The 23065-nt window shown below is 69.2% G+C and carries 23 protein-coding genes; 8 read left to right on the top strand and 15 right to left on the bottom strand.

The window, feature by feature from the left end; genetic code table 11:
* Positions 1–4 precede the first annotated feature (4 nt).
* From SK803_RS35210 to SK803_RS35170, 9 genes are read right to left on the bottom strand one after another with little or no spacing between them, the layout of a single operon-like run.
* A complete protein-coding gene (locus tag SK803_RS35210; protein ID WP_319970512.1) occupies positions 5–832 on the bottom strand; it encodes an SCO6745 family protein in 828 nt (275 codons plus the stop codon).
* 21 nt (positions 833–853) lie between these two features.
* Positions 854–1591, bottom strand: a complete 738-nt coding sequence (locus SK803_RS35205; RefSeq protein WP_319970511.1) for a VOC family protein — start codon at positions 1589–1591, stop codon at positions 854–856.
* A gap of 18 nt (positions 1592–1609) precedes the next feature.
* Positions 1610–2488, bottom strand: a complete 879-nt coding sequence (locus SK803_RS35200; protein ID WP_319970510.1) for a hypothetical protein — start codon at positions 2486–2488, stop codon at positions 1610–1612.
* Positions 2489–2505: 17 nt separating this feature from the next.
* Positions 2506–3498 carry a proline racemase family protein gene (locus SK803_RS35195; RefSeq protein ID WP_319970509.1) on the bottom strand — a complete coding sequence of 331 codons (993 nt, stop codon included), beginning with the start codon at positions 3496–3498 and terminating at the stop codon, positions 2506–2508.
* Positions 3495–4403: a dihydrodipicolinate synthase family protein gene (locus tag SK803_RS35190; protein ID WP_319970508.1), complete on the bottom strand. Its 909-nt coding sequence runs from the start codon at positions 4401–4403 to the stop codon at positions 3495–3497. The genes SK803_RS35195 and SK803_RS35190 overlap by 4 nt, the downstream gene beginning before the upstream one ends.
* Complete coding sequence (locus SK803_RS35185; protein WP_319970507.1) at positions 4400–5590, bottom strand: FAD/NAD(P)-binding oxidoreductase; 1191 nt, start codon at positions 5588–5590, stop codon at positions 4400–4402. Before SK803_RS35185 ends, SK803_RS35190 begins: the two co-directional genes overlap by 4 nt.
* Positions 5587–5769, bottom strand: coding sequence for a 2Fe-2S iron-sulfur cluster-binding protein (locus SK803_RS35180; RefSeq protein WP_319970506.1), 183 nt, complete (start codon positions 5767–5769; stop codon positions 5587–5589). Before SK803_RS35180 ends, SK803_RS35185 begins: the two co-directional genes overlap by 4 nt.
* Positions 5766–6845 (bottom strand): NAD(P)/FAD-dependent oxidoreductase, encoded by a 1080-nt coding sequence (locus SK803_RS35175; protein ID WP_319970505.1) that lies wholly within the window; start codon positions 6843–6845, stop codon positions 5766–5768. The genes SK803_RS35180 and SK803_RS35175 overlap by 4 nt, the downstream gene beginning before the upstream one ends.
* Positions 6846–6872: 27 nt before the next feature.
* On the bottom strand, positions 6873–7418 hold the full coding sequence (locus SK803_RS35170; protein WP_319970504.1) for a helix-turn-helix domain-containing protein: 546 nt from the start codon (positions 7416–7418) through the stop codon (positions 6873–6875).
* A 30-nt stretch (positions 7419–7448) separates the two neighbouring features.
* Between SK803_RS35170 and SK803_RS35165 the strand changes: the two genes are divergently transcribed.
* Entirely contained in the window at positions 7449–7835 is a 387-nt protein-coding gene (locus tag SK803_RS35165; RefSeq protein ID WP_319970503.1) for a hypothetical protein, read from the top strand.
* On the opposite strand, the gene SK803_RS35160 is transcribed toward SK803_RS35165, so the two are convergent.
* The 3 genes from SK803_RS35160 to SK803_RS35150 are packed head-to-tail and all read right to left on the bottom strand — an operon-like array spanning position 7832 to position 11006.
* On the bottom strand, positions 7832–8725 hold the full coding sequence (locus tag SK803_RS35160) for a TIGR03619 family F420-dependent LLM class oxidoreductase (protein WP_319970502.1): 894 nt from the start codon (positions 8723–8725) through the stop codon (positions 7832–7834). The two genes, SK803_RS35165 and SK803_RS35160, sit on opposite strands and share 4 nt — an antisense overlap.
* 45 nt (positions 8726–8770) lie before the next feature.
* Positions 8771–10120 carry a tetratricopeptide repeat protein gene (locus SK803_RS35155; protein WP_319970501.1) on the bottom strand — a complete coding sequence of 450 codons (1350 nt, stop codon included), beginning with the start codon at positions 10118–10120 and terminating at the stop codon, positions 8771–8773.
* Between the two features lie 19 nt (positions 10121–10139).
* Positions 10140–11006, bottom strand: a complete 867-nt coding sequence (locus tag SK803_RS35150; RefSeq protein ID WP_319970500.1) for a DUF4231 domain-containing protein — start codon at positions 11004–11006, stop codon at positions 10140–10142.
* A 134-nt stretch (positions 11007–11140) separates the two neighbouring features.
* Here SK803_RS35150 and SK803_RS35145 point away from each other — a divergent pair, with 134 nt between their 5' ends.
* The 5 genes from SK803_RS35145 to SK803_RS35125 all read left to right on the top strand — a co-directional run bounded on the left by SK803_RS35145 (position 11141) and on the right by SK803_RS35125 (position 19190).
* The gene (locus SK803_RS35145) at positions 11141–13810 is read left to right on the top strand and encodes a TIR domain-containing protein (protein WP_319970499.1); all 2670 of its coding nucleotides are present in this window, start codon (positions 11141–11143) and stop codon (positions 13808–13810) included.
* Positions 13811–13820: 10 nt separating this feature from the next.
* Complete coding sequence (locus SK803_RS35140) at positions 13821–14471, top strand: hypothetical protein (protein WP_319970498.1); 651 nt, start codon at positions 13821–13823, stop codon at positions 14469–14471.
* Positions 14472–14579: 108 nt separating this feature from the next.
* A complete protein-coding gene (locus tag SK803_RS35135) occupies positions 14580–17462 on the top strand; it encodes a CBM35 domain-containing protein (protein WP_319970497.1) in 2883 nt (960 codons plus the stop codon).
* Between the two features lie 44 nt (positions 17463–17506).
* On the top strand, positions 17507–18352 hold the full coding sequence (locus SK803_RS35130) for a hypothetical protein (RefSeq protein ID WP_319970496.1): 846 nt from the start codon (positions 17507–17509) through the stop codon (positions 18350–18352).
* A gap of 7 nt (positions 18353–18359) precedes the next feature.
* Positions 18360–19190: an oxygenase MpaB family protein gene (locus SK803_RS35125; protein ID WP_319970495.1), complete on the top strand. Its 831-nt coding sequence runs from the start codon at positions 18360–18362 to the stop codon at positions 19188–19190.
* On the opposite strand, the gene SK803_RS35120 is transcribed toward SK803_RS35125, so the two are convergent.
* Positions 19180–19944, bottom strand: coding sequence for an alpha/beta fold hydrolase (locus tag SK803_RS35120; protein ID WP_319970494.1), 765 nt, complete (start codon positions 19942–19944; stop codon positions 19180–19182). The genes SK803_RS35125 and SK803_RS35120 overlap by 11 nt on opposite strands.
* A 95-nt stretch (positions 19945–20039) precedes the next feature.
* Here SK803_RS35120 and SK803_RS35115 point away from each other — a divergent pair, with 95 nt between their 5' ends.
* Positions 20040–21533, top strand: coding sequence for a chitinase (locus SK803_RS35115; RefSeq protein WP_319970493.1), 1494 nt, complete (start codon positions 20040–20042; stop codon positions 21531–21533).
* Positions 21534–21566: 33 nt separating this feature from the next.
* On the opposite strand, the gene SK803_RS35110 is transcribed toward SK803_RS35115, so the two are convergent.
* Positions 21567–22208: a thiaminase II/PqqC family protein gene (locus SK803_RS35110; protein ID WP_319970492.1), complete on the bottom strand. Its 642-nt coding sequence runs from the start codon at positions 22206–22208 to the stop codon at positions 21567–21569.
* 70 nt (positions 22209–22278) lie between these two features.
* Here SK803_RS35110 and SK803_RS35105 point away from each other — a divergent pair, with 70 nt between their 5' ends.
* Positions 22279–22605: a DUF6204 family protein gene (locus SK803_RS35105; protein WP_319970491.1), complete on the top strand. Its 327-nt coding sequence runs from the start codon at positions 22279–22281 to the stop codon at positions 22603–22605.
* Here SK803_RS35105 and SK803_RS35100 read toward each other — a convergent pair.
* Positions 22580–22993, bottom strand: a complete 414-nt coding sequence (locus tag SK803_RS35100; RefSeq protein ID WP_319970490.1) for an amidase family protein — start codon at positions 22991–22993, stop codon at positions 22580–22582. The two genes, SK803_RS35105 and SK803_RS35100, sit on opposite strands and share 26 nt — an antisense overlap.
* Positions 22994–23065 lie beyond the last annotated feature (72 nt).

Here is a 23065-nt window from a genome sequence, read left to right as displayed (position 1 = left end):
GTGCCTACCGCGACCCCGCGGCCGCCAGCCTCGCGGTGACGGGTTCGAGCTCGGTGATCAGCTCATCGAGTTCGGCGGGCGAGAGTGCGTCGTACGGCGGGGCGGCGAGCTCGTCGGTCAGGGCCTCGACGCGGTGCTGGGTCTCGCGACCGGCGTCGGTGAACCGGCCGTCGGCGTCGACGAGCCCGCGCTCCCGCAGGCCGTCCATGACCGCGGCCAACCGCTTCTTCGGCAGGTGATGGATGCGCCCGAACGTCTCCGGCGGGTGGATGCCCATGGCCAGCGCGCTGAGCACATGTGCTTCTGTGCCACCGATGCGCGTGCAGACGAGAGCGGCGACGTGCCCGTCACCGCGGTGCTCGCGCAGCATGGTCGCGGAGTGCCACAGCCGTGCCACCGGATCGGCCGGCACCGGAAGAGTGCGCATCCCGGCGTACATCACCCGGCCTTCCATGGGCGCGCTCGTCGCGGCTTTCGTGGTCAGGTCGGCGGCGCGCACGAGGCCGGGGGAACCGGCCAGTTCGTCACCGAGGATCCGGCGCAGCGAGGCCGCGCTGCCCCGCTCCCGCGCGGCGAGGGACGCCTCGGGCGGGATCGTCTCCCACGCGCTCGGGATGTGCCGCGCGGCCTCACCGTCGGCGAAGCTGTAGAACGCCGCGTGCACGACCTGCGCCGGCACCCGCCCGAGCGGCGCGGCCCGGCTGGCGAAGTATCCGTCCCAATAGGTGCGGTGGCCGAGCGCGGCCATCTCCTCGTTGCACTCGTCGGCGAAGAACGTGACGAGGCAGATCGGCTCCAGGAGCTCGAACATGCGACGGGCGGTGCTGGCCATGATCTCCATCATGCCCCTGGCTCAGGAGCTGACCGAGCGCATCACGCCGAACCGGGCTCCGAACGGATCGGCGAGCACCGCGATCCGGCCGATCCCGTCCAGCTCGTAGGGCTCGACCACCACCTCGGCGGCACCGGCGGCCTGATCCGGATCGGCCACCTCGAAGTACGGCAACCAGTAGGCGGACGAATCCGGGACCACCGCACCGAACAACCGCCCCGCGCCGGTGCCCGCCGGACGGAAGAACGCGCCGGGAGCGCCCTCGATCGTGGCGACATCCCACGAGAACACCTTGCGGTAGAACGACGACACGTCGGCGGCGAGCGAGTGCAGCTCGATCCACGTCAGCGCTCCGGCGGACGACACCGCGTCGACACCGCGCAGATCTCCCGCCTGCCACACCGCGAACTCCGCGCCGGCGGGATCGGTCAGCTGTGCCATCCGCCCGCTCGTGAAGACGTCGAACGGTTCCAGCCGCACGACTCCACCGGCCGCTGCCGCCGCGCGGGTCACGGCATCGACGTCGGGCGAAGCGAAGTAGATGGTCCACGCCGAAGCAGCGCCGGGTTCGGACAGCGGCCCCACCGCGGCGACCGTTCGCCCGTCGTGAGCGAAGAAGCCGTACCCGCCGGCTTCCGGCCCCAGCGGGACGTGGGTCCAGCCGAGCACCCTGGCGTAGAAGTCAGCGGCGGCAACGACGTCCGGGCTGCCCAGATCGATCCAGTTCGGAGCTCCGGGCACGAAGTCGGTGGTGAGCAAGGGAAGTCTCCAATTCGTCTAGAACTCGCTCGGCTCCGCCCACTTCCAGCGGATGCCGACCCAGTTCACCGACACGTTCGCCTCGAAGTGGTGCACCGAGTTCGTGTGGTCGAGCTCCAGGTCGATCGTCCGGTGCGGCTCCGGTTCCTGCCAGTCCTGCAGGTAGACGTGCGGGTCGGACGGCAGCGCCGCCGGGTCGAAGTGCACCTCGATCAGGCTCTGCGCGAGGAAACACCGCACGCCGGCCGCGTACTCGAAGGTGTCGAGCTGCGTCGGGTCGTGGATGACGAACTCGAACACCCACGTCTCACCCGACGCCAGCGGCTTGTCGAACAGCAGCTCGTCGACCGTCACCTGCTCGGCGTCGTTGCGGGCCGAGCGGCCGAGACGGCAGTTGCGGATGGGCTCGTGCCGCACGTCGGCCGCCTGCACCGAGTCGTCGTAGAAGAAGTGGGCGTAGAAGCGGTCCACGCCGTCCTGACGTGCGCGGACGACCATCCGCGACTCGACCCGCGACGCGTGCCGGGCAGCGTCCACGAACACCCTGTCGTGCCGGGAGACGACCTCCAGGTCGTTGGTGTTGAAGCCGGGCATCATGCCGGGCACGACGTCCGGCCAGCCGCTCGGACCGGTGTGCTCCAGCAGGGTGAGCAGCGAGCGGGACGGCACCTCGAGGAGTTCCTCCAGCACCGCCACCGCCCGCAGCGACTTCGGGGAGATCGGCCGCACCCTGCCCTGCTGCCAGTCGCTCAGCGTCGACAACGCCACCGCCACGTCCTGTTGCGCCAGGCGTAGCCGGAGCCGTTCCAGGGTCAGTCCGCGCCGGCGGATGGCCGCGCGCAAGGCCGAGTGGAACGGTCCGACTTGCAGCAACGCTTCCAGGCTGGGCGTAGTCACGACCGCGAGCCTAGTGACTAGAGCGAGAACCCCTCCGGGAACGGGTCGGTGGGGTCGAGGAGGTACTGGCCCATCCCGGTGATCCACGCGCGACCGGCCACTGTGGGCACAACGGCGATTCGATCACCCAGCGGAACCTCTTCCAGCAACCGGCCGATGAACCTGGTGCCGATGAAGGACTCGTTGACGAAGTCTGCACCGATTCCGAGCTCACCTCGGGCGTGCAGCTGGGCCATTCGAGCGGAAGTGCCTGTGCCGCAGGGTGATCGGTCGAACCAGCCGGGATGGATCGCCATCGCGTTGCGCGAGTCGGCGCCGTCCTGGCCGGGCGCGGTGAACTGGACGTGCTTGCAGCCGCCGATCGCGGTGTCCACGGGGTGCACCGGGCGGTTCACCGCGTTGATCTGGTCCATGATGGACAGACCGGCCGCCAGGATCCGGTCCTTCTCCGCCCGGTCGAACGGGATGCCGAGCTGGTCCAGCGGCAGGATCGCGTAGAAGTTGCCGCCGTACGCCATGTCGTAGCGCACCTCGCCCAGCCCCGGCACGCCCACGACCGCGTCCAGCTCGTGGGCGTAGGACGGGACGTTGCGGATCGTCACGAGCTTCGTGCGGGTGTCGTAGTCGGCGAGCACCAGCCCGGCCGGGGTGTCGAGCCGCACGGTCGTGACGGGCTCGGTCACCTCGACCATGCCGGTCTCCACCAGCACCGTCGCGACGCCGATCGTGCCGTGCCCGCACATCGGCAGCAGGCCGGAGACCTCGATGAACAGCACGCCCCAGTCCGCGTCCTGGCGGGTCGGCGGCTGCAGGATCGCGCCGCTCATCGCCGAGTGCCCGCGTGGTTCGTTGACCAGGAACCGGCGGACGTGGTCGTGGTTCTTGATGAAGTTCAGCCGCTTCTCGGCCATGGTCTCGCCGGGGATCACGCCGACGCCGCCGGTGATCACCCGCGTCGGCATGCCCTCGGTGTGCGAGTCGACCGCGCTGAAGTACTTGGCGAACCTCATGCCGCGTCCAGTTTCTGGGTGGCCAGCACCATGTCCGCGTCGATCTGGTCCAGCTGGGCCTGCGACAACGGGCCGCGCGGGGGACGGCACGGACCGCCGTAGCGGCCGACGAAGTCCATCGAGTGCTTGATCGCCTGCACGAACTCGGTGCGCGAGTCCCAGCGGAACGCCGGCACGAGCCGTTCGTACAGGGCGCGGGCCTCGGCGAGCTTGCCCAGCTGCGCCAGTTCGAACAGTTCGGCGCACTCGGCGGGGAACACGTTGGGGTAGCCCGCGAACCAGCCCGTGGCGCCCATCAGCAGGCTCTCCAGCACGACGTCGTCCGCGCCGGCCACGACGGTGAGGTGCGGGGCGGCGGCGCGGATCTCCAGCACGCGCCGGACGTCCCCGGAGAACTCCTTCACCGCCACCACGTGCTCGATCTGGCCCAGCTCGGCGATCAGGTCGGGCGTGAGGTCGACCTTGGTGTCGATCGGGTTGTTGTAGACCATGATCGGCAGCCCGGCCTTGGCGACCTCGCGGAAGTGGTGCACGACCTCGCCGCGGTTCGCCCGGTACATGGTGGGCGGCAGGCAGAGCACGCCGTCCGCGCCGTCCTCGGCCGCCAGCTCGGCCCAGTGCCGGGCCTGGTGCGCGCCGACGCCGTGCACGCCGATGACCGCGATGCCCTTGTTCTTCACAGCGGCGATGGCGGTTCTGGCCACCTCACGGCGTTCCGCGTCGGTCAGCGACGAGTACTCGCCCAGACTGCCGTTGGGGCCCACGCCGCGGCAGCCGTTCTCGACGACCCACTGGCAGTGCTCGGCCAGCTTCTCCAGGTCAGGGCGCAGTCCAGCCGGGGCTTTCTGGTCCTCGGCGTAGGGGAGCGCGGTGGCGACGATGACGCCGTCGAGGCGTTCGGTCATGACTTCTCCTCCGGGAGTTCGGCGAGTTCGCCAAGGGGGATCGGGACCGCGATCACGCGGCGCTGGCCGTCGAACGGGACACCGGTGAGCTCGGCGGCGTTGCGGGCGCAGACGCGGCCCTGGCAGCGGCCCAGCGCGACCCGGCTGGTGAGCTTGAGTTCGCGCATGCTCGTCGCGTCGGTGAGGTTCTCGAGCCTGACCTTCTCGCACCGGCACACCGTGGTGTCCGGGGTGAGCCACGTCTGCCAGCCGGGTTGAATCTCGTGCGCTCGTTCCAGGGCTCCGGCGAACAGACGGCCCCTGCGCACGGCCTCGACGGCTGCTCGCGGCGGTTCCTGTTGTGCCGCGGCGGCTCCGGCGATGACGCCTTCGGCTTCGGCCAGGTCCGCGCCGCCGATGCCGGTCACCTCGCCGGCCGCGTAGACGTTCTCGACCGACGTTCGCTGGTGCTCGTCGACGTCGAGGAAGTCGTTGGTGCGCTTGGCGTTCGGCACCAGGTCGGTGCGGGGCAGGAAGCCGTAGCCGATGCACACGAGGTCGGCGTGCTCGGTGCGGTGGCTGACCGGGCGCCAGTGGCGGTCGAGCTTCGCGACGGTGACGCGGTGGCCGTGCTTGGCGATCACCGCGGTCCGGGTTTCCAGGTGTGTCAGCACTTTGCGGTACCGGGCGAGTTCGGCGATCTTGTGCCGGTTGGCCAGCACAGCCCTGGACTCGCGCAGCCACCTGGTGGGGGAGGAGGCCTCGTAGACGCCGACGAGCGTGGCGCCGAGATCCCGCAGCGCGGTGGCGACGGGCAGCAGGAACGGGCCGGTGCCCGCGACGATCACGCGTTCGGCGAGGGTGACGCCCTGCTTGGCGAGGGCCTGGGCGGCGCCCGCGGTGATCACGCCGGGGCCGTCCCAGCCGGGGAAGGGGAGTGGCCGGTCGTAGGCGCCGGTGGCGATGATCAGCGCGTCGAACGGGAGCTGCCGCGGACCTCGCAGATGCAGCGTGCTCCCTTCGACCAGCCAGGCTTCGGTGTTCTTGAGGTGCGTGACGCCGTGATGGCTGAACTTGGCGCGTCCACGCAGGTACTGGCCGCCCGCTTCCGGTTCCGAGTCGACCATGGTGACCTCGGCGCCCGCGTCGGCGGCGGTCCTGGCGGCGGCCATTCCGGCCGGTCCGGCCCCTACGACCACGATCCTCATGGCTTCGTCCTGATCACGTCGCCGTCGCGCAGCTGGTGGCGGCACGCACGGACCTCGGGTACGCCGTTGATCTCCGCGACACAGCCGAAACAGACGCCGATGCCGCAGAAGTACCTGCCCGGCAACAGCTCCGCGACATGCGCGACGTCGCGCTGGAGGCCGTTGAAGGTCACCTTCACACCATCACCTCCGGACGGTCGACGCGGAACGGATGAGGATCGAGGAACGGCGTACCGCCGGTGAGCAGCTCGGCGAGCAGGCGCCCGGTGGCCGGGGCGAGGCCGACGCCCGCGCCCTCGTGACCGGTGGCGTGCCACAGACCGGGCGTGCGCGGGTCTGCGCCGATGATCGGCAGGTGATCGGGGGCGTACGGGCGGAAGCCGCCGTACGCGCGCATGACCGGGACGTTCACCAGCATGGGGAAGAGCGCGATCGCCCTGCGCGCCAACGCTTTCAGCACCTTGCTCTCGATCGTGTCGTCGAAGCCCTTGCGCTGGCGGCTCGACCCGATCAGCACCGTGCCTGCCTGGGTCGACTCGACGACGCCGGACGTCTGCAGGTCCGCGTCGCCGCTCGCGACCGCGCCGACGTAGTCCGCGTCGTAGACCTTGTGCCGGATCGTGCCGGGGATCGGGGTCGTCACCAGGACGACGCCGCGCCGGGGGAGCACGTTGACGCCGAAGTTCCGCGCCCACGGGCCGGTGGCGTTGACGACCGCGCCGCAGCTGATCACGCCCTGTGTCGTCGTGACCGAGCGGCCGTCCGTTGTGGACACCTCGGCGCGGGTGATCCTGATGCCGCGCAGCAGGGTTCTGGTGGCCTTGACCGGGTTGAGCTGGGCGTCCTGCAGGTAGTGGACGGCGGCGGTGATCTCGGGGTTGAGGTGCGGCTCGTGGCTCAGCGCTTCCTCGGCGGTCAGCTCGCAGGCGTCGATGCCTGCCGCGCGTTGCCCGGCGGCGAAGGCCTTGAGGGGAACGGAGGCGTCCGGTGTCGTGGCGACGACCAGCCCGCCCTTCTCCTCCCACTCGGCGTCCTCTGCCAGCTCCGGCCACAGTTCCCGGCTCGCTTTGGCGAGTTCGAGCTCCGGCCCCGGCTCCTTGTCGCTGACCAGGACGTTTCCCTCACCGGCCGCGCTGGTGCCCGACGCCGGTCCGTGGCGGTCGATGACGAGAACGTCGAGCCCGCGTGCCTTCAACGCCTGGGCGCACGCGGCCCCGATGATGCCCGCGCCCATGACCACGACGTCCGGGTGCATCGCCACCTCCGTTCATTAGAATGAACGTTAGTGCTTCGGATACTCCAGCACCAGTACCGAGCTGACCTCACCGTCGATCGTCTCGTACAGGTGCGGGATCGAGCCGGGGAAGCACACGTAGTCGCCCGGTCCGAGTTCGTACGGTTTGTCCGCGGGCCCGACCCTCAGCTGACCGCTGGTGACCAGCACGTGCTCCTTGCCGGGATGACCTTCGCTGGTCTGGGTGTCGCCAGGCCGGACGCGCTGGTCGTAGATCTCCAGCACCGTGTCCCCGATGTCCATCCGCCGCATCAGCCGCAGGTCGACGGCGTTGCTGCTGAGCACCTCGACGTCCCGCGCCCGCACCAGCACCACGTCCGGCGGCGTCCGCTCGGTCACCAACTCGGACACAGGCACGTCCAAAGCGTTCGACAAACTGAACACTGTCTCGATCGTGGGGTTGCCGGAGCCGCTCTCCAGCTGCGACAGCGTGCCCTTGGCGATGGACGACCGCCGCGCGAGCTCCGACAGCGACAGCCCGCGCTGCTCCCGGAACGCCCTGATGTTGGCGCCAAGCACCTGACCCGCACTCATAGCCACTGATCGTTGCATAGGCTTGCGCACATGACTGCGTACACGGAGGCGGAGGGTCAAACCCTCCGCACGGCCGTTTTCGGTGCAATGGTGCTGGTGTCCACGGCGGACCCGGGCTCCGTCGACGAGGAGAGCCACGCCGGGATCAGGGCCATGTCCCTGCTGACGGACGACCTGCGCGCCATCATCGCCGCCGCCCCGCCCGCCCTGCCCAAGGGCTCGGCGTCCGATGTGGAGGCAGGCGTCCTGGCCGCGCTGCGCTCCTCCGTCGAGATCATCACCGCCCACGAACCGCGCGACGTGCCGATCTTCCGCGCCGCCGTGACGGAGATGTGCCGCTCGGTCGCCGGCGCGGACGGCGAGGTGGCCGCGGCCGAGAGGGTCATGGTGACCCGCGTCGTCGAAGCCCTCGCCTAGCGGAGCCTGCCGGCGAACTCCCCGGCCAGGTCGACGAGGTGCTGCTCGCTGGTGGCCGTGAGCTGCAGATCGATCAGCACCTCGTCCACGACCTCGCCCGCCCGCACCAGGTAGTCGGCGATCTGGCCGACCGTGCCGCGGATCGGCACCTGCCGCGGGTCCACCGGCTCGTCGGTGAGGACCGGGTTGACCCGCGTCGGCATCCGCAGCGCGCGGTCCCCGGCCATCTGCTTGAGCGCGTTCACGGTCTGCGTGAGCAGCGGCAGCGGCAGCCCGACACCGAGCCAGCCGTCGGCCTTCCTGGCGATCCGCGCGAGCCCCCGCGGCGTGAACGCGGCCAGCAACACAGGCGGATGCGGCCGTTGTACCGGCTTCACGTCGACCACCGACTCCGGCACCGTCCAAAGTTTTCCGTTGTGCGCCACGGGATCGCCGGTCCACACGGCCTTCAGCACGTCCAGGGTCTCGTCGAGCCGCGCACCCCTGCCCCCCCACGGCACGCCCGCGGCCTCGTACTCGTCGCGCGACCAGCCGAGCCCGATGCCGACGTCCAACCGGCCGCCGCTGAGCTGGTCGATCGTGGTGAGCGTGCGGGCCAGCAACGCGGGCGGGTGCCACAGCGCGTTCAACGTGCTGGTGCCGAGCCGCGCCTTCGAGGTGACGGTGGCCGCCGCGGTCAGCACGACCAGCGGGTCGAGGAACCGCGTGTACTCGGGCGGGACGACGCCGTCGTGGCTGGGGTAGCGGTCGCGCGGGTGCGTGGGCAGCAACATGCGGTCGGACACCCACAGGCTGTCGTAGCCGAGCCGTTCGGCTTCCACGGCGACTTTGAGTGATGTCGCCGTGTCCGCGAACTCGCCGTATTGGGGCAGGGCCAGGCCGATGCGCATGCGATCACCCTGGCACAGGTGGCATGGGAGCGCTCTCGCGTCGTCTCAGGTGGCGCTGACCTTCTCGTACTCGACGGCGAGTGCCCGCAGTGCTTCGGAGATGTCGTCCGGTAGCCAGCCGACCGCGAGCGTGTCGCGCACCGGTTCCAGCGCGGAATCCGCCGTGGAGGCTCGTTCCGCCGGGTCGGAGGCGTCGATGCCGGCCAGTCCTGCCTCGACCGCCTTGCCGGTGTCGCCGAGGAACGCCCAGGTCTCCGCGAGGTCCAGCAGTGCCCACTGGCCCGGACTCTCCGCGGTCACCCACACCGCCAGCGAGTGGAGCTTGCGGAAGTCGGCGATCGCCTTGTTCCGCGACTCGTCGTCCTCGGCGAGCCAGATGTCCAGGCGGGCGATGTTGGCCTGTGCGTACGTGCTGTCGTTCTTGTTGATGCGCGCGGCCTCCTGGTAGGCGGCGCGTGCCTTCTGCAGGAGCGACCTGTCGCCGGTCTCGCGTGCCTGGCGGCGATACGCGCCTCCGAGGCTCGCGTGTGCGTCACCGTCGTCGGGATCCTTGGTGACTGCCTCGGTCAACGAGCGAATCGCTGCGTGGAGGTCGTGGTGCTTGCTTTGTGCGATGCCGAGTTCCCGCCACCAGCGGGCTGAGTCGGGGTCGAGCCTGGTGGCCTTGTCGAGGTGCGAGATCGCCTTGGTGTAGTCGCGCATCTTCCAATACGCCTTGCCGATCTCGCCGTGAGCGTCTGCCCTGGCGGGGTTCACGTCGGGGTGGAGTACTTTCTCTAGCAGTGTCACCCGGTCGCTGAGGCGGTCCGCCTGCATGGCCGCGTTGAACAGATCATCACCGCGGACCCGGCGCAGCTGCTCCAGCTGTTCCTCCATGCGCCGCTGTCCGCTGCGCGAGACGACCACCAGGTCGCGGCCCTGAAGGACCAGGCTGTCGACGTGGTCTGGATCTTCGAGGCCGTTCACGATCGTGTTGACGACCTCTTCCTTGGCCGCCTCGAGTTCGCTCGGGTCTTTGCCGTACAGCGTGTATCGGTACCCGCCTTCCGCGTTGAACAGCACGTAGGACGGGTGTTGGCTGGTGAGGATCGTGACGTTGTCGCGCATGGACCACCGCACGCCGAGTTCGAGGTAAACGTTCGGGTTGGCACCGGTCAGGTCCGCGATGTAGACATCGGCGTTGATCGCCTCGCTGTACATGGTGAAGTGGATGGACCCGGCCTTTTGCCGGTCTTTCTCCACTTGCACCTCCACCTTGCGGGAGAGCCGGCTCTCGAGCATGGTGCCGATCGCCAGGTACAGATGCTTCTTGATCGCTTCTGCAGCAGTCCAGTTGGTGTGCTTGCCGACCATCGTGCCCGGCATCGCCACGAAGACCTTCAACGGCGTAGTCATCGGTTCGCTCCTAAGCGGGTCACGCTGTGCTGGGGCGCGACGCGAGCCACGCGGTGTGTTCCTTGCTGATCACGGCTTCGGCGTCGGCGACCACGTTCGACCACTCGCTCTCGGCGGTGGAGGGCAGTCGCGTGTAGATGTCGGCCAGCTCGCCGGCCGCGGCCGAGTAGGCGACCTTGAGGTTCTCGAACTGCCGGAGTCCTATCCAGGCCGCGCCGCCCGCTACCGCCGCGGCCATCACGCCGGACAGGTCGACGTCCCAGGCGCCGTTGATCCGCAGGATGGCGAACAGGATCGCGACGAACTCGCCGGCGAACAGCAGGACGCGGGCGATGTTCGCGCGGGTCTCGTTGCCCGCAGCCTTGTCGCGGTACCAGTTCAGCTGGCTGAGCACGCGGTCGTCGCGGTAGACGGCGAGGCGTTCGGCGAACGGTTTGGCGCGCAGTTCGGTCATGACGCGGTCGCCGGTGGGGTTGGTGCTGGTGAGCAGCAACGTCCTGCGGTGTTCGGAGACGGCTTCGGAGATGCTGGCTTCGAGGTCCCTGCGGGCGTTGAGGGCGGTGTCGGGGAACGGGTCGCCCGCGACGGCGTAGCGCCAGGCCAGGGACTTCACGCGTTCGGCCACGGCGCGGCCGGCGTTCCACTTCAGCTCGGGATGCATGACCCACAGCAGGAACTCGGCGAACAGCGCGACGAGGAAGCCCGCGAGTGCCACCCAGGCCCAGAAGTCGACGCCTCCGCCGATCTGCCACTTGAACGCGCCTCCCACGGCGGCGGCCACCGCGCCGAGCAGGCGGATCCGGCTGAGCAGCAGCGTGTTGCGCTGGCCGTCGCGAGATGCCGCCTCCGCGTCGTGGTAGAAGCCGGGCAGGTGGTCGTCGTTCATCCGGTTCCTTCTCTCCTCTTCCGACAACGGTGATCGTGAGACACCAAACGTGTGTTACCACGCCGCCGCCCTAACGGTGGCCGCTTCCAGGACGATGTAGGGGTGTTCACCCGTACAGCGGAGAGGTTTCCGGGATGCCCGGCGAGGGGACATATGCCGCGTTCATCTCGTACAGCCACGCTACGGATCACGCGCTCGGGCCGTTGCTGCAGGAGGGCGTCGAGAAGTTCGCGAAGCCCTGGTACCGCGCTCGCCGGCGGCGGGTGTTCCTCGACAACTCGGTGCTGGCGGCGGAATCCGATCTGACGCAGGCGATTCTCGACGGCCTGGCGAACGCCGACAACTTCCTGCTGCTCGCCTCACCGGCTTCCGCGCAGTCTCGCTGGGTCGCGAAAGAAGTGGCCTGGTGGCTGGAGAACCGCGACCGCCGGACCCTGTTCGTGCTGCTCACCGACGGCGAGGCGGTGTGGGACAACGGGGTCCTCGACACCGGGCGCACCACCGCGTTGCCGGAGGCGTTGCACGACGTTCCTGAACCGCGCTGCGTCGACCTGCGCGGCGTTCGCGACATCGCGCTGGACCCGCGCAACCCGCAGTGGGAGTCGGTGCTGGCGGACGTGGTGGCGCCGCTCGACGGCATCGAGAAGACCGAGCTGATCGGGCACCACATCACCGAACGCCGCCGCACCAAGCGAACCGTCACCGCCGCGATCTCCGTCCTGGTCGTCCTGCTGGCCGCCGCCGTGATCTTCGCGGTCCGTTCGGAGCAGCAGAGCGACCGGGCGCAGCGGCAAACGCTCGTCGCCACGTCACGCCAGCTCGTCGCGCAGGCCGCAGCCATCCGTGACTCACGGCCGGACATCGCACGTCAGCTGCTCGCCCAGGCCTACCGGATGTCACCGACCGCGGAAGTGCTCGGGGCGTTGATGGAAAGCCCGTCGATCCCACGGCTCGTGCCGACCCCATCGACGGCCGTGGACGTGGCGTTCAGCCCGCGGGAGAACGTGATCGCGGTGGCGACGAAGGAAGGGATCGCACTGTACGAGGGCATGTCCGAACGCGCGAAGATCCCGTTGACCGACGCGACCGCGGTGCGGTTCAGCCCGGACGGCGAGCTCGTCGCGGCGACCACGTCCGGCGGTGCCGTGCTGGTCGCCGAGGCCGCCGATCCGGTGCGGAGATCCGTCTGGAACGCGGGCACGACCGGACTGAGCTCGCTCGCGTTCGTCCCCGGCAAACCTGTCCTGACGGTCACCGGCAGTGCCGCGCGGACGTGGCTGCTCGACGTCACCGATCCGCCGGCGCCCAGGCTGATCACTGACTTCGCACCGAACAGTGACTCGCTCGGCACGACGAGCGCGGTCAGCGCCGACGGGAGGACCATCGCGCTGCCCGGCTCGGAGGACACCGTCGAGTTGTGGGACATCACCGGGAGCCCCACCAGGAAAGCCGTCCTCGCCGGGCACACCGGCGACGTTCGGATCCTGCGGTTCGCCTCCGTCGGAGACCTGCTCGCCAGCGGTGCCCAGGACGACACGGTCCGGTTGTGGAACACCGCGATCCCGGGGCAGTACAGCGTGCTGTCCGGCGCGAGCCTGTTCGTGCAGTCGCTGGCCTTCGCCCCGGACGGGGTGGCGCTCGCGTTCGGTGACGGCAACGGTGTGGTCCACCTGTGGGACGTGAGCGATCCGATCCGGCCGCGCACGTCCCAGCCGCTGCTCGGCCACACCGACACGATCCACGGGCTGTCGTTCAGCGCCGACTCGCGCACCCTCGCCACGGCCGGCGGGAACGTGCGGCTGTGGAACGTGCTCAACGCCGCCCGCTCGGCCGCTGTCACGGTGTTGCCCGGCCACAGCCACACCCTGGCGTTCGGGGCGAACCACCAGCTGGCCACGGGATTCCCGACGAAGCTCTACGACCTGACGAACGTCACGCGCCCCCGTGAGATCCGCACGCTCAGGACGTTCAACGTCGGCGGCAGCCCGCAGCTCGCGTTCAGCCCCGACGGCACGCGGATCGCCAGCGGGCTGCCGGTCGCGCTCACCGATCCCGCGACCGGCGACACACCGGTGCACACCGACCACGCGGCGAGCGTCGTGTTCCGCCGGGACGGCGAGCTGATCGGCGCGGCGCCGTCCCCCGGAGTCTTCCGGCTCTGGGTGCCCGACGGCGACCGGGTGCGGGCCGCCGCCGAGCTGCCGGGATCCGACGTCACCCCGCACGGCATCTCGTTCGGCTCCGACGACCGCGCCGTGACCAAAGGGGACAAGGGCGAGACCCTGCAGCTGTGGGACGTCCGCGACCCTGACGCGCCTCGGCTGCTGCGCTCCTACGACACGAGGACAGACCCGATCGAGTCCGTCCTGTTCCACCCCACCGGCGACGTCGTGATCACCGGCAGCCGGACCGGGCTGATCACCGTGTGGGACATCGCGGACGGCGTCCGGCCCGCGACCGCGCTCAGGCACCTGGGCGGCGTTCGCCACCTCGCGCTGCACCCCGACGGGAAGCGGCTGGCCAGCGCGGGCGTGTCTGGCGAGGTCGTGTTGTGGGACATCACCGATCCTGCACGTCCGGTCGAGGTGTCGACCTTGCGCGCGGGCGGGCGCTACACCGCCGCGGCCATCGCGTTCAGCCCGGACGGCACGATGCTCGGCGGTGCGGACGGCGTGCGCACGACCATCTGGAGCATCGACGTGCCGCAGTTGCTCTCGCGGCTGTGCACGGATTCATCCCGCATTCCGGAAACCGAGTGGCGGCAGTACCTTCCGGACGTCCCTTACGACCCGCCGTGCGCGTGAAGGGAGCCTCATGAGACGCGTTCTCCCGCTGGTGCTGGTCCTCTCCGCGTGCGGTGGTCCCGCGAGCGGACCCAGGATCACCGGACAGACAGAGCCGGGCCCGACGGTCGCGGTGACGACGAACCCGCCGTCCTCGGCCGCCGGGCGGGCGCTCGGACCCGCGCCCGATGATCTTCGTGCGGTGGACTGGCGGCAGGCCACGCTGCCCGCCGTGTTCTGTCACGTCGAGAAACCGGTGCGGCTCCTGGACGGCACCGCCCGTGCGACCTCGGCGCTGTGGGGCACGGTCGAGGTGTTCCTGGACGTCGACGTGCACTACGGCGACGTCGACGGCGACGGCAGGGAGGAGGCCGCGATCTCGCTCGGCTGCGACAACACCGGCGGTACCGCGTCCAGCCAGCTCGCGTTCGCGTTCGCGGTGGTGACGGCTCGAGGTGGACAGCTGGAGCTGGTGGGGGAGATCGCCGCGACGACGATGCGGGACGACGCGCCACACGTGCCGTTGCTCGCTGAGCCGCAGTTCGAGAAGGGCGCGATCACCGTGAAGGAGCTCTGGTACCGGCCGAGCGACGCGAACTGCTGCCCGACCGGCGCCTCGCTGACCAGGTGGTGGCTGCGCGACGGCACGTTGAAGGCCGATCCGGCCGTGCAGGTGTCCTGACAGATCGGATGGGTCTGGTCGACCCAGGCGTAACAGGGACTTGACCCGCGTTGTTCCGGTTGTAATCATCGGACCTCTCGCCGCCGCCCCGACGAGAATGCGTGGGTCATGGCTCTACGACGTTTGTGCGCGGCCGTCGTGGCCGCGTTGCTCGCTGGTCTGCTCACGGTGGCCGTGTCGGCACCGGCGCAGGCCGAGGTGCAACACCCGAGACAGGAATGGCTGCGCAAGTCCACCGCCGGCCTGTTCCTGCACTGGGGCATGTTCACCGCCCCGAAGCACCTGAACTGCGCCGAGTGGGAACGTGACGTCACCGGCGGAGGGTGGACCCCCGACTACTGGATCGACGAGGCCCGCAAGCTCGGCGCCTCCTACGTCGTGCTGGCGACGTTCCACAGCAGGCTGGGCTACGCACGCCCGTGGCCGTCGAAGATCCCCGGCAGCTGCGCGACGCAACGCGACCTGCTCGGCGAGCTGACCAAGGCGGGCAAGGCCAAGGGCGTCAAGGTCATCCTCTACATGACCGACGACCCGCAGTGGCACAGCGAGCAGGGCGTGCAGATGCTCGACTCGAAGGCCTACTCCGACCACAAGGGCGAGCAGGTCGACCTCACCACGCGTGAGGGCTTCGGCAAGTACAGCTACGACCTCTTCTTCGAGGTCATGAAGAACTACAACGACCTCGCCGGGTTCTGGATCGACAACGACAACGAGTACTGGGAGCGCAACAAGCTCTACGAACAGATCCGGCAGCTGCAACCCACCTGGTTGTTGAGCAACAACAACGAGGACACGCCGATCATGGACACGGTCTCGAACGAGCAGAAGACCGGCATGTTCCCGTCCTACGACTACCCGGCGGCGACGTTCACGCCGATGCCGCGCCTGTCCGAGGCCTGCTACAAGCTGCCCAACACGGGCGACTGGTGGTACGACGGCGGCAACCACGCCGTCGACACGCGCCTGAACACCGGCCGCTACATCACCAACGCGGGTGCCTCGATCAAGTCGCTGATGGCCGAAACGCCGATGGTGAACGGCAAAATGCCCGCGCAGCAGGAGGCGTACAACAACTTCATGTCCTCCTGGGTGCCGCCGATCCAGGAGTCGATCCAGGGCGTCGAGGGCGCCGGGTACATGTACGGCGGCATGCAGCCGGGGTTCTGGAACGACGGCGCGCACGGCGTGATCACCATCAACCCCAAGACGGGCAAGCAGTACGTGCACGTGGTGACGAAGCCGCGCGCTGACTTCGTTCGGTTGCGGGACAACGGCTATCGCGTGACCGGCGTCAAGGATCTGCGAACCGGCGAGCGGATGAGCTTCTCGCAGTCCGGCGGGCACCTGACGATCCAGGGCATCACGAAGTGGGACGAGTACGACACGGTGTTCTCCGTGGAAACCGCTGGGCAGCAAGGCTTCTACACCGGCGTCAAGGCGTCGGCGACGTCCTCCGAGGACGGCTTCCCCGCGGCGAACCTGACCGACGGCAGCTACGAGAAGTACTGGGACGCCAACGCGGCCCAGCCCGTCTCGATCTCGCTGGACCTCGGCCGGCGCAAGGAGGCCGCGTTCCTCGCGATCAACCAGCGCGAGTCGTCCCCGACGCACGCCCGTGTGTCGTTCGGCCGTCCGGAGGATTCGAGTCGCATCAAGGACTACCAGCTGACGGCGTCCAACGACGGCCGCAACTGGTGGCACGTGCGGACCGGTGCGTTGCCTTCCGCTCGTGGCACGCAGTTCATCGACATCGGGTCGCAGGAGGCCCGGTTCCTGAAGCTGACCGTGCTCAACACGTGGGGCGGACCGCGGGCGCCGGTCTACTTCAAGGAACTGAAGATCGACGAGATCCGGGTCGGTCACAGCTATCCGCGTTCGGTCCGGGACGGTGGTCTCGAGGCGGAGGACGCGGCGCGGTCGGGTTCGGCGCGCAGTGAGTTCTGCGAGGCGTGTTCCGGCACGCGGCAGGTGACCGGGCTCGGCGGTGGCGAGCGCAACGCCGTGACGTACCGGGATGTTTCCGTTGCCACGGCGGGGACTTACCGCCTGCAGCTCGACCTGACGTCGTCCGCGGCCTCCTCCGTCGCGGTGTCCGTGAACGGCGGTGCGCCGGTTTCCGTCGCGGTGCCCGCGGATCGGGCCGACGTGCCCGACCCGACGTCGGTCGCGGTGCCGTTGACCGCGGGCCGCAACACGCTGAAGGTGTTCAGCACCGGCAGGTCCCTCGGCCTGGACCGGATCTCGGTCGGCGGGCTGCCGCCGTCGAACTACACGCCGAAGACGACACTGACCGTCGAACCCCATGGCGTGCAATGGGTTTCGCCAGGCCAGCAGACCGTGAAGATCACCGCACGACTGCGTCTCGACGCCGACGACCAGATCGACAACGTGTCGCTGGCACCGGTGCTGCCCGCCGGCTGGACGCTGACCGGCGCACCCGCGACGCGCACGTCGATGCGGCTGGCGGGCCTGCTGGAAGGCACCTGGACCGCGACCTCGCCCGCCGGGCAGGACGTGGGTTCGGTCAGCATCCCGGTGACCGCGTCGTTCCAGCTGCTGAGCTCCGACCGCAAGGTGTCGGGTTCGGTGCCGCTGCGCACCAGGCCCGCGGACCGCGTGTTCGTGCGCGAGGCGGAGGACTCGGCGAACGTGTTCGGCAGCACGGGTCTGACCAGCTGCGGATCGTGCTCCGGTGCGGAGAAGGTGCGCAACATCGGCGGCAGCCCGGACGCCGCGGTGACGTTCCCGAACGTCGTCGTGCCCGCGGCGGGTGCGTACCGGATGTTCATCCAGTTCACGGTGAACGGGCCGCGCTCGTACTTCGTGACGGTGAACGGCGGCGCGCCCGTGGAGGTCAAGCTCGACGGGGTCGGCAACAACACCCCTTACGTGGCCGAGGTTCCGGTGACGTTGAACGCGGGCGCGAACTCCATCAGGTTCGGCAACGACAAGGCCGGCGCTCCTGATCTGGACCAGATCGCGATCGCCTGATCTCCCGGCGGAACGGCACCCCGCCTCGGTAGGGTGCCGTTCCCATGGGGGAATTCCACAGGTTGCACCTGGCGGCGGCGTTCGGCACGGCGCAGGAAGTGGCGGCGCGGCTGGAACAGACCGACGACGTCGACGTGATCTTCGACGGCCGCACGGCGTTGTGGCAGGCCGTGAACGCGCGGAAGTTCGACAGCGTCGAGCTGTTGCTGGCCGCTGGCGCTGATCCGGCGCGCCCCATGATGTCCGGCTGGTCGCCTGCCCGCCTCAGTCTCACCACCGCGCATCCTCTGGCCACCGACGAGGTCCTCACCCCGGAGGAACAGGCCGCTGTGGAGGAACGCGACCGGCTCGTCGCGGCGCTCGCCGGATTTCCCGAGGCGGACGGCTTCAGCCTTGCCTGCGTCGCGGGCATCGACGCCGGCGAGGCCACGCGGCGACTGAAGGCGTACGTGGTGCCGGACGACGAGGTTCCGGACGTCACCGACTGGTGGGAAGAACCGTTCGAGGACGACAACGAGCTCGCGATCGGCGTCACCGACGTGCCGGGCGGATGCGTTCTCATGCAGCCCTGGTACTTCACCGCCTCCACCCCGGTGGTGGCGAACCGGCTTTCGGCAGGCACGGTCGTGTACGCCATGTACGCGAATCCCAAGAGCGGCAACCAGGGCAGGATCGACCGCGACGGTGAGATCGTCGGCTGGGACCTGCATCCCGGCGGGTCTCCCAGCGAAGCGGACACGACGTCCGAGGTGTTGCTGGCGCACCTGTACGCCCACGACGCCGTCGCGTACTGCTGCGCCTACGTGGGGCTGCGGCCGGAGGACGACAGGGCGTTCACTGAGCCGAACCGGTGGCTGCTCCTTCCCGATCGGGACTACTGGCACGCATGATGGAGGGATGCTGGAGGCACTGAGGCGTCAGCTGAGCGAGAGTCTCTTCGAGCGGGTCGCGGGTCCGGAGCGCGAGAAACACGCGCGGCGGATCCACGAGACGCCCGGACCGCGCATGTTCGCCGACGACCGGCCCATCCGGCACGTTCACGCTGATCACGCCATGTTCATCGGCGGGCTGCGGGCGTTGCTGCTGCAGTCGTTGCACCCGCTGGCGATGGCCGCGGTCGCCCAGCACTCCGACTACCGCACCGATCCGTGGGGACGGTTGCAGCGCACGAGCCTGTTCATCGGCGTCACCACCTACGGCACGGTTGCGGACGCGCAGAAGGCGATCGCACGGCTGGGGCGCGTGCACGAGCACATCCACGGCACCGCGCCGGACGGTCGTCAGTACCGCGCCGACGACCCGCACCTGCTGGCCTGGGTGCACGTGGCGGAGGTCGACAGCTTCATGCGCTGTCACCGGAAGTACGGCGAGAAGCCACTCGACGACTACGACGAGTACGTCGCGGACATGGCTGTCATCGGGGAGGCGCTGGGCGTCGTGGATCCGCCGCGCACGACCGCCGAGCTCGAAGCGCGGCTCGACTCCTACCGGCCAGAGTTGAAGAGCACTCACGACGCCCGCGAGGCGGCGAGGTTCCTGCTGCTCAAAGCCCCGTTGCCGGTGTTGGCCCGTGGTCCGTACGCGATCCTGTCCGCCACCGCGGTCGCCAGCCTGCCGGTGTGGGCGCGGATTCCGTTGCGGCTGCCCTATCTGCCGATCGCGGAGGCCACCGGCGTGCGGTTGGCGGGCCACGCGTTGATGCGCGGCCTGCGCTGGGTCACCGGCTGAGGAAGTCCGTCACCAGGGGAGTCGCCACGTCGCGGAACTCCTCGAAGTAACCGTGCCGCGCGCCCTCGATCAGGTGCATCCGCGCGCCGGGGATGCGTTCGGTGATCAGGGGAGCGTTCGCCGTGGGGTTGAAGACGTCCTCGGTGCCGTGCACGACGAGAGTCGGCGCGGTGATCGACGGCAGGACGTCCCACGCGTTGTGCTCGGCGCTCGCGAACAGGTGCCGCTTGCGTGCGTGGGGCGGCATCTGAGGGTCGCCGAGCGTGTTGAACGGGCCGCGGTACGCCGGTGTGTACATCAGCTCTTCCAACGCCCTGCGCGCCTTCATCGCGTCGATCTGCGCCAGCGACCTGCGCACCTCGGCGCTGCGCTCGATCGCGTGCGGGCCGCCGGGGGAGGTGCAGCCGAGCACGAGCCGTTCGACCCGGTCGCCGTGCGAGGCCGCGATCCACTGCGCGATCCGGCCGCCCATGGAGGTGCCGTAGACGTGCGCCGTGCCGATGCCGGCGTCGTCGAGGATCGCGACGCAGTCCGACGCGAAGAGCTGGGTGCTGTACGGGGCGTCGGGCTTGTCGCTGGAACCGGTGCCGCGGTGGTCGGTGACGATCGTCGTGAACGCCGCCGAGAAGTCCGGCCGCACCTGTGACCACCAGCGGGAGGAGTTGGCCTGGCCCGCGATCAGCAGCAGGGGAGGACCGGAGCCTTCGACCGAGTAGAAGAGCTTGGTCCCGTCGGCGGCACGAGCAAGAGGCACGACTGAACAGTCTAGAACCTTGACTCGGGGGTAGATGGTCTAGTCCAATTCGAGGTGACCCCCTGCCGGCCGCCAACGCGTGAGGGATGGAACCCATGCTGTTGTTCGCTCGAATATCCGCGGTGGCCGCACTGGTGCTCGGCACCGTGATCGTGAGCCTCGCCCCTGCCAACGCCGCCGGTGTGACGGCGACGTTCTCCAAGAACGGCTGGGCCACCGGGTACACCGCGACGGTGACGATCAAGAACGAGACCAGCGCGGCCATCAGTTCGTGGAAGGTCGAGTTCGACTACCCGGCCTCGACCTCCGTCGGTGCCTACTGGGACTCGCTGCTCACCAAGAGCGGCAACCACAACACGTTCGTCAACCGCGAGTACAACGGCTCGGTCGCGCCCGGCGCCAGCGTCACGTTCGGCTTCAACGCCGCCGGCACCGCCGACCCGGCGAACTGCACGATCAACGGCGCGGCGTGCACCGGTGGCACCGGGCCGACGACGTCTTCGACCACGACGACGACCACCACCACTACTACTACGACGACGACCACGACGACGACCGGCCAGCCGCCGACCGGCAGCCTGCCGCGCAAGGTGCTCGTCGGCTACCTCCACGCGAGCTTCGCCAACGGCTCCGGCTACATCCGCATGAGCGACGTGCCGGACGAGTGGGACGTCATCAACCTGTCGTTCGCCGAGCCCACCAGCGCGACGAGCGGTGACCTGCGGTTCAGCCAGTGCCCGGTGGCGGAGTGCCCGAACGTCGAGTCCGAGGCCGAGTTCATCGCCGGAATCCGTGCCCAGCAGCAAAAGGGCAAGAAGGTCAACATCTCCATCGGCGGGCAGAACGGCCAGGTGCGGCTCGAGACCACGGCGGCGCGCGACGCCTTCGTGCGATCGGTCGGCGCCATCATCGACAAGTACGGCCTGAACGGCCTCGACGTCGACTTCGAGGGCCACTCGCTGTCGCTGAACCCCGGTGACCTCGACTTCAGGAACCCGACCACGCCCGTGGTCGTGAACCTGATCTCGGCGCTGCGGACGCTGAAGTCCCGCTACGGAGCCAACTTCGTGCTCACCATGGCACCGGAGACGTTCTTCGTGCAGGTCGGCTACCAGTTCTACGGCGGCACGGGCACCGGCGACGCGCGCACGGGTGCGTACCTGCCGGTGATCGAGGCCATGCGCAACGACCTGACGTTGCTGCACGTGCAGGACTACAACTCCGGACCCGTGATGGGGCTGGACAACCAGTACCACAACATGGGTGGTGCGGACTTCCACGTGGCGATGACCGACATGGTGCTCGCCGGGTTCCCGGTGCGCGGTGACACGTCGAAGTTCTTCGCGCCGTTGAAGCAGGAACAGGTCGCGATCGGCCTGCCCGCCGCGCAGTACGCGGGCAACGGGTTCACGTCCGTCGCGGACGTTCACACCGCGCTGGACTGCCTCACCAAGGGCACGCGGTGCGGCAGCTACAAGCCGAAGGGCGTGTACCCCAACCTGCGCGGCCTCATGACGTGGTCGATCAACTGGGACAAGTACAACAACTACGAGTTCTCCAAGGCCCACCGGGCTTATCTGCCCCGATGAGACGGGTGGGGGCGGCACCGCCGCCCCCGCTTCTCACGCCAGCGTGGACCAGAACTGCAGTTCGTACGCCTGCAACAGGCGGCCGTAGCGCCACGCGTGCTTCGGCTGCCAGCCGGCGTCGAGGGAGGCCTGGATCGCGGCGATCGCGCGTTCTTCGAGCTGCGGCGCGGGCGTGGCGAAGAAGTCCACGAACGCGCACGCCTCGTCGTCGAACCCGTAGTGCTCGCGCAGCCCCTTCGCCATCCGCGCGCAGTAGCCGCCCCACGCGGTGAAGTTCGCCAGGATCGCGAGGATCACGTCGGTGGGCTCCCCGTTGAGCGCCATCCACGCCTGGTAGGCCGGGTAGGCCTGGCAGCCGGGGAAGGGCTCGTAGTTGTGGAAGTCCTTGGACGACATGCCGGCCGCGTTCGCCAGCGGCTCCAGCATCGGCAGCACCAGCTCCTCGCCGCCCGCCAGCAACGTGAAGAACGCCCGCGCGTTCGGCTCGCTCGCCTTCGAGGCGAGGGCCAGGAATGTTCGCCAGTCCGACGACACGATGTGGTTCTCCTCCGCGGCGAACGTGGCGATCACAGCGCGCGGAGCCTGTCCGGTTTCGATCAGTTTGACCACGAGGTTGTCGTGCTCACCGGGGTGCAGCTCCGTCCGGATGCGCGTGACCAGCTCTTTTGCGTTCATGGATCATGATTCTTCCGCACCGGGGAAATCGTTCGCCAGACCGGCGGCCCTTCCGGGACCATCTTCGCTCGTGGCTGAACACACCTACCGGGTACTCGTCCGGGGACGCTTCACCGACCTCACCTCCGACCAGCGCGCGTCGCTCCAGGAACACCTCAAGGGGTTCGACTTCCTGCGTGACGGCGGCTTCAGCGAGGAGGGTGCGCTGATGTTCGACGAGAAGCTCGACTTCTTCAGCTACCGCGTGATCCTCACCGCCGAATCGAAGCCGGACGACGCGGGACTGCGGCGCGCGACCACCGCCCTCGACGCGCTGGGCGTCGACTTCAAGGGGTTGCGCGCCACCGTCACCGACATGGACGAGATGAAGGTCAACCGGCCGAAACGGCTGGGCTGAGCGGGGTTTCGAGGGCTGCGGCGGCGTCCAGGGCAAGGTCCTCCCGGTACATCCGGGAGATCACCTGGACGCCCGCAGGCAGTCCGTCGCGCAGCCCCGTCGGCACCGCCACCGCGGGCACGCCGACGAAACTGCTGGCCTCGCACAGCTTCGTCGCCTCGAAGTACGCGGCGAGCGCCTCAGGGCTGCCGCGGTCCTGGTCCGGCTCGAACGACGGCGTGGTGCTGACCGGGCCGAGCAGCACGGGGTAGCGGTCGAGCAGATGTGCCCACTCGCGCTGGACGGCCAGCCGGGTGGCGGTGAGCGCGAGGAACTCCGCCAGGTCGAGACCCGGTCCCAGGAGTTCGTGCGGAGGGCAGGGCCCCGCCCTCCCAAGGGGGCTGACCACCTGGCCTCACCAGGCTATTCGCGAAATCGGCCTGTCAATGCGCCGCTGGGCGATCTGTGGACAACCCGCGCT

Source organism: Lentzea miocenica (assembly GCF_033949945.1).
Lineage (GTDB): Bacteria > Actinomycetota > Actinomycetes > Mycobacteriales > Pseudonocardiaceae > Lentzea > Lentzea miocenica.
Note: the sequence above shows the minus strand (reverse complement) of the source record. Positions and strands in the feature narration are given on the sequence as shown.

Excerpts from the sequence above, each read along its gene's own strand:
- SK803_RS35150 (WP_319970500.1), bottom strand. The coding sequence starts at position 11,006 with ATGAACGACGACCACCTGCCCGGCTTCTACCACGACGCGGAGGCGGCA.
- SK803_RS35185 (WP_319970507.1), bottom strand. The coding sequence starts at position 5,590 with ATGAGGATCGTGGTCGTAGGGGCCGGACCGGCCGGAATGGCCGCCGCC.
- SK803_RS35130 (WP_319970496.1), top strand. The coding sequence starts at position 17,507 with ATGGGGGAATTCCACAGGTTGCACCTGGCGGCGGCGTTCGGCACGGCG.
- SK803_RS35170 (WP_319970504.1), bottom strand. The coding sequence starts at position 7,418 with ATGAGTGCGGGTCAGGTGCTTGGCGCCAACATCAGGGCGTTCCGGGAG.
- SK803_RS35125 (WP_319970495.1), top strand. The coding sequence starts at position 18,360 with ATGCTGGAGGCACTGAGGCGTCAGCTGAGCGAGAGTCTCTTCGAGCGG.
- SK803_RS35210 (WP_319970512.1), bottom strand. The coding sequence starts at position 832 with ATGGCCAGCACCGCCCGTCGCATGTTCGAGCTCCTGGAGCCGATCTGC.
- SK803_RS35155 (WP_319970501.1), bottom strand. The coding sequence starts at position 10,120 with ATGACTACGCCGTTGAAGGTCTTCGTGGCGATGCCGGGCACGATGGTC.
- SK803_RS35110 (WP_319970492.1), bottom strand. The coding sequence starts at position 22,208 with ATGAACGCAAAAGAGCTGGTCACGCGCATCCGGACGGAGCTGCACCCC.
- SK803_RS35195 (WP_319970509.1), bottom strand. The coding sequence starts at position 3,498 with ATGAGGTTCGCCAAGTACTTCAGCGCGGTCGACTCGCACACCGAGGGC.
- SK803_RS35190 (WP_319970508.1), bottom strand. The coding sequence starts at position 4,403 with ATGACCGAACGCCTCGACGGCGTCATCGTCGCCACCGCGCTCCCCTAC.
- SK803_RS35145 (WP_319970499.1), top strand. The coding sequence starts at position 11,141 with ATGCCCGGCGAGGGGACATATGCCGCGTTCATCTCGTACAGCCACGCT.
- SK803_RS35135 (WP_319970497.1), top strand. The coding sequence starts at position 14,580 with ATGGCTCTACGACGTTTGTGCGCGGCCGTCGTGGCCGCGTTGCTCGCT.
- SK803_RS35175 (WP_319970505.1), bottom strand. The coding sequence starts at position 6,845 with ATGCACCCGGACGTCGTGGTCATGGGCGCGGGCATCATCGGGGCCGCG.
- SK803_RS35165 (WP_319970503.1), top strand. The coding sequence starts at position 7,449 with ATGACTGCGTACACGGAGGCGGAGGGTCAAACCCTCCGCACGGCCGTT.
- SK803_RS35115 (WP_319970493.1), top strand. The coding sequence starts at position 20,040 with ATGCTGTTGTTCGCTCGAATATCCGCGGTGGCCGCACTGGTGCTCGGC.
- SK803_RS35140 (WP_319970498.1), top strand. The coding sequence starts at position 13,821 with ATGAGACGCGTTCTCCCGCTGGTGCTGGTCCTCTCCGCGTGCGGTGGT.
- SK803_RS35160 (WP_319970502.1), bottom strand. The coding sequence starts at position 8,725 with ATGCGCATCGGCCTGGCCCTGCCCCAATACGGCGAGTTCGCGGACACG.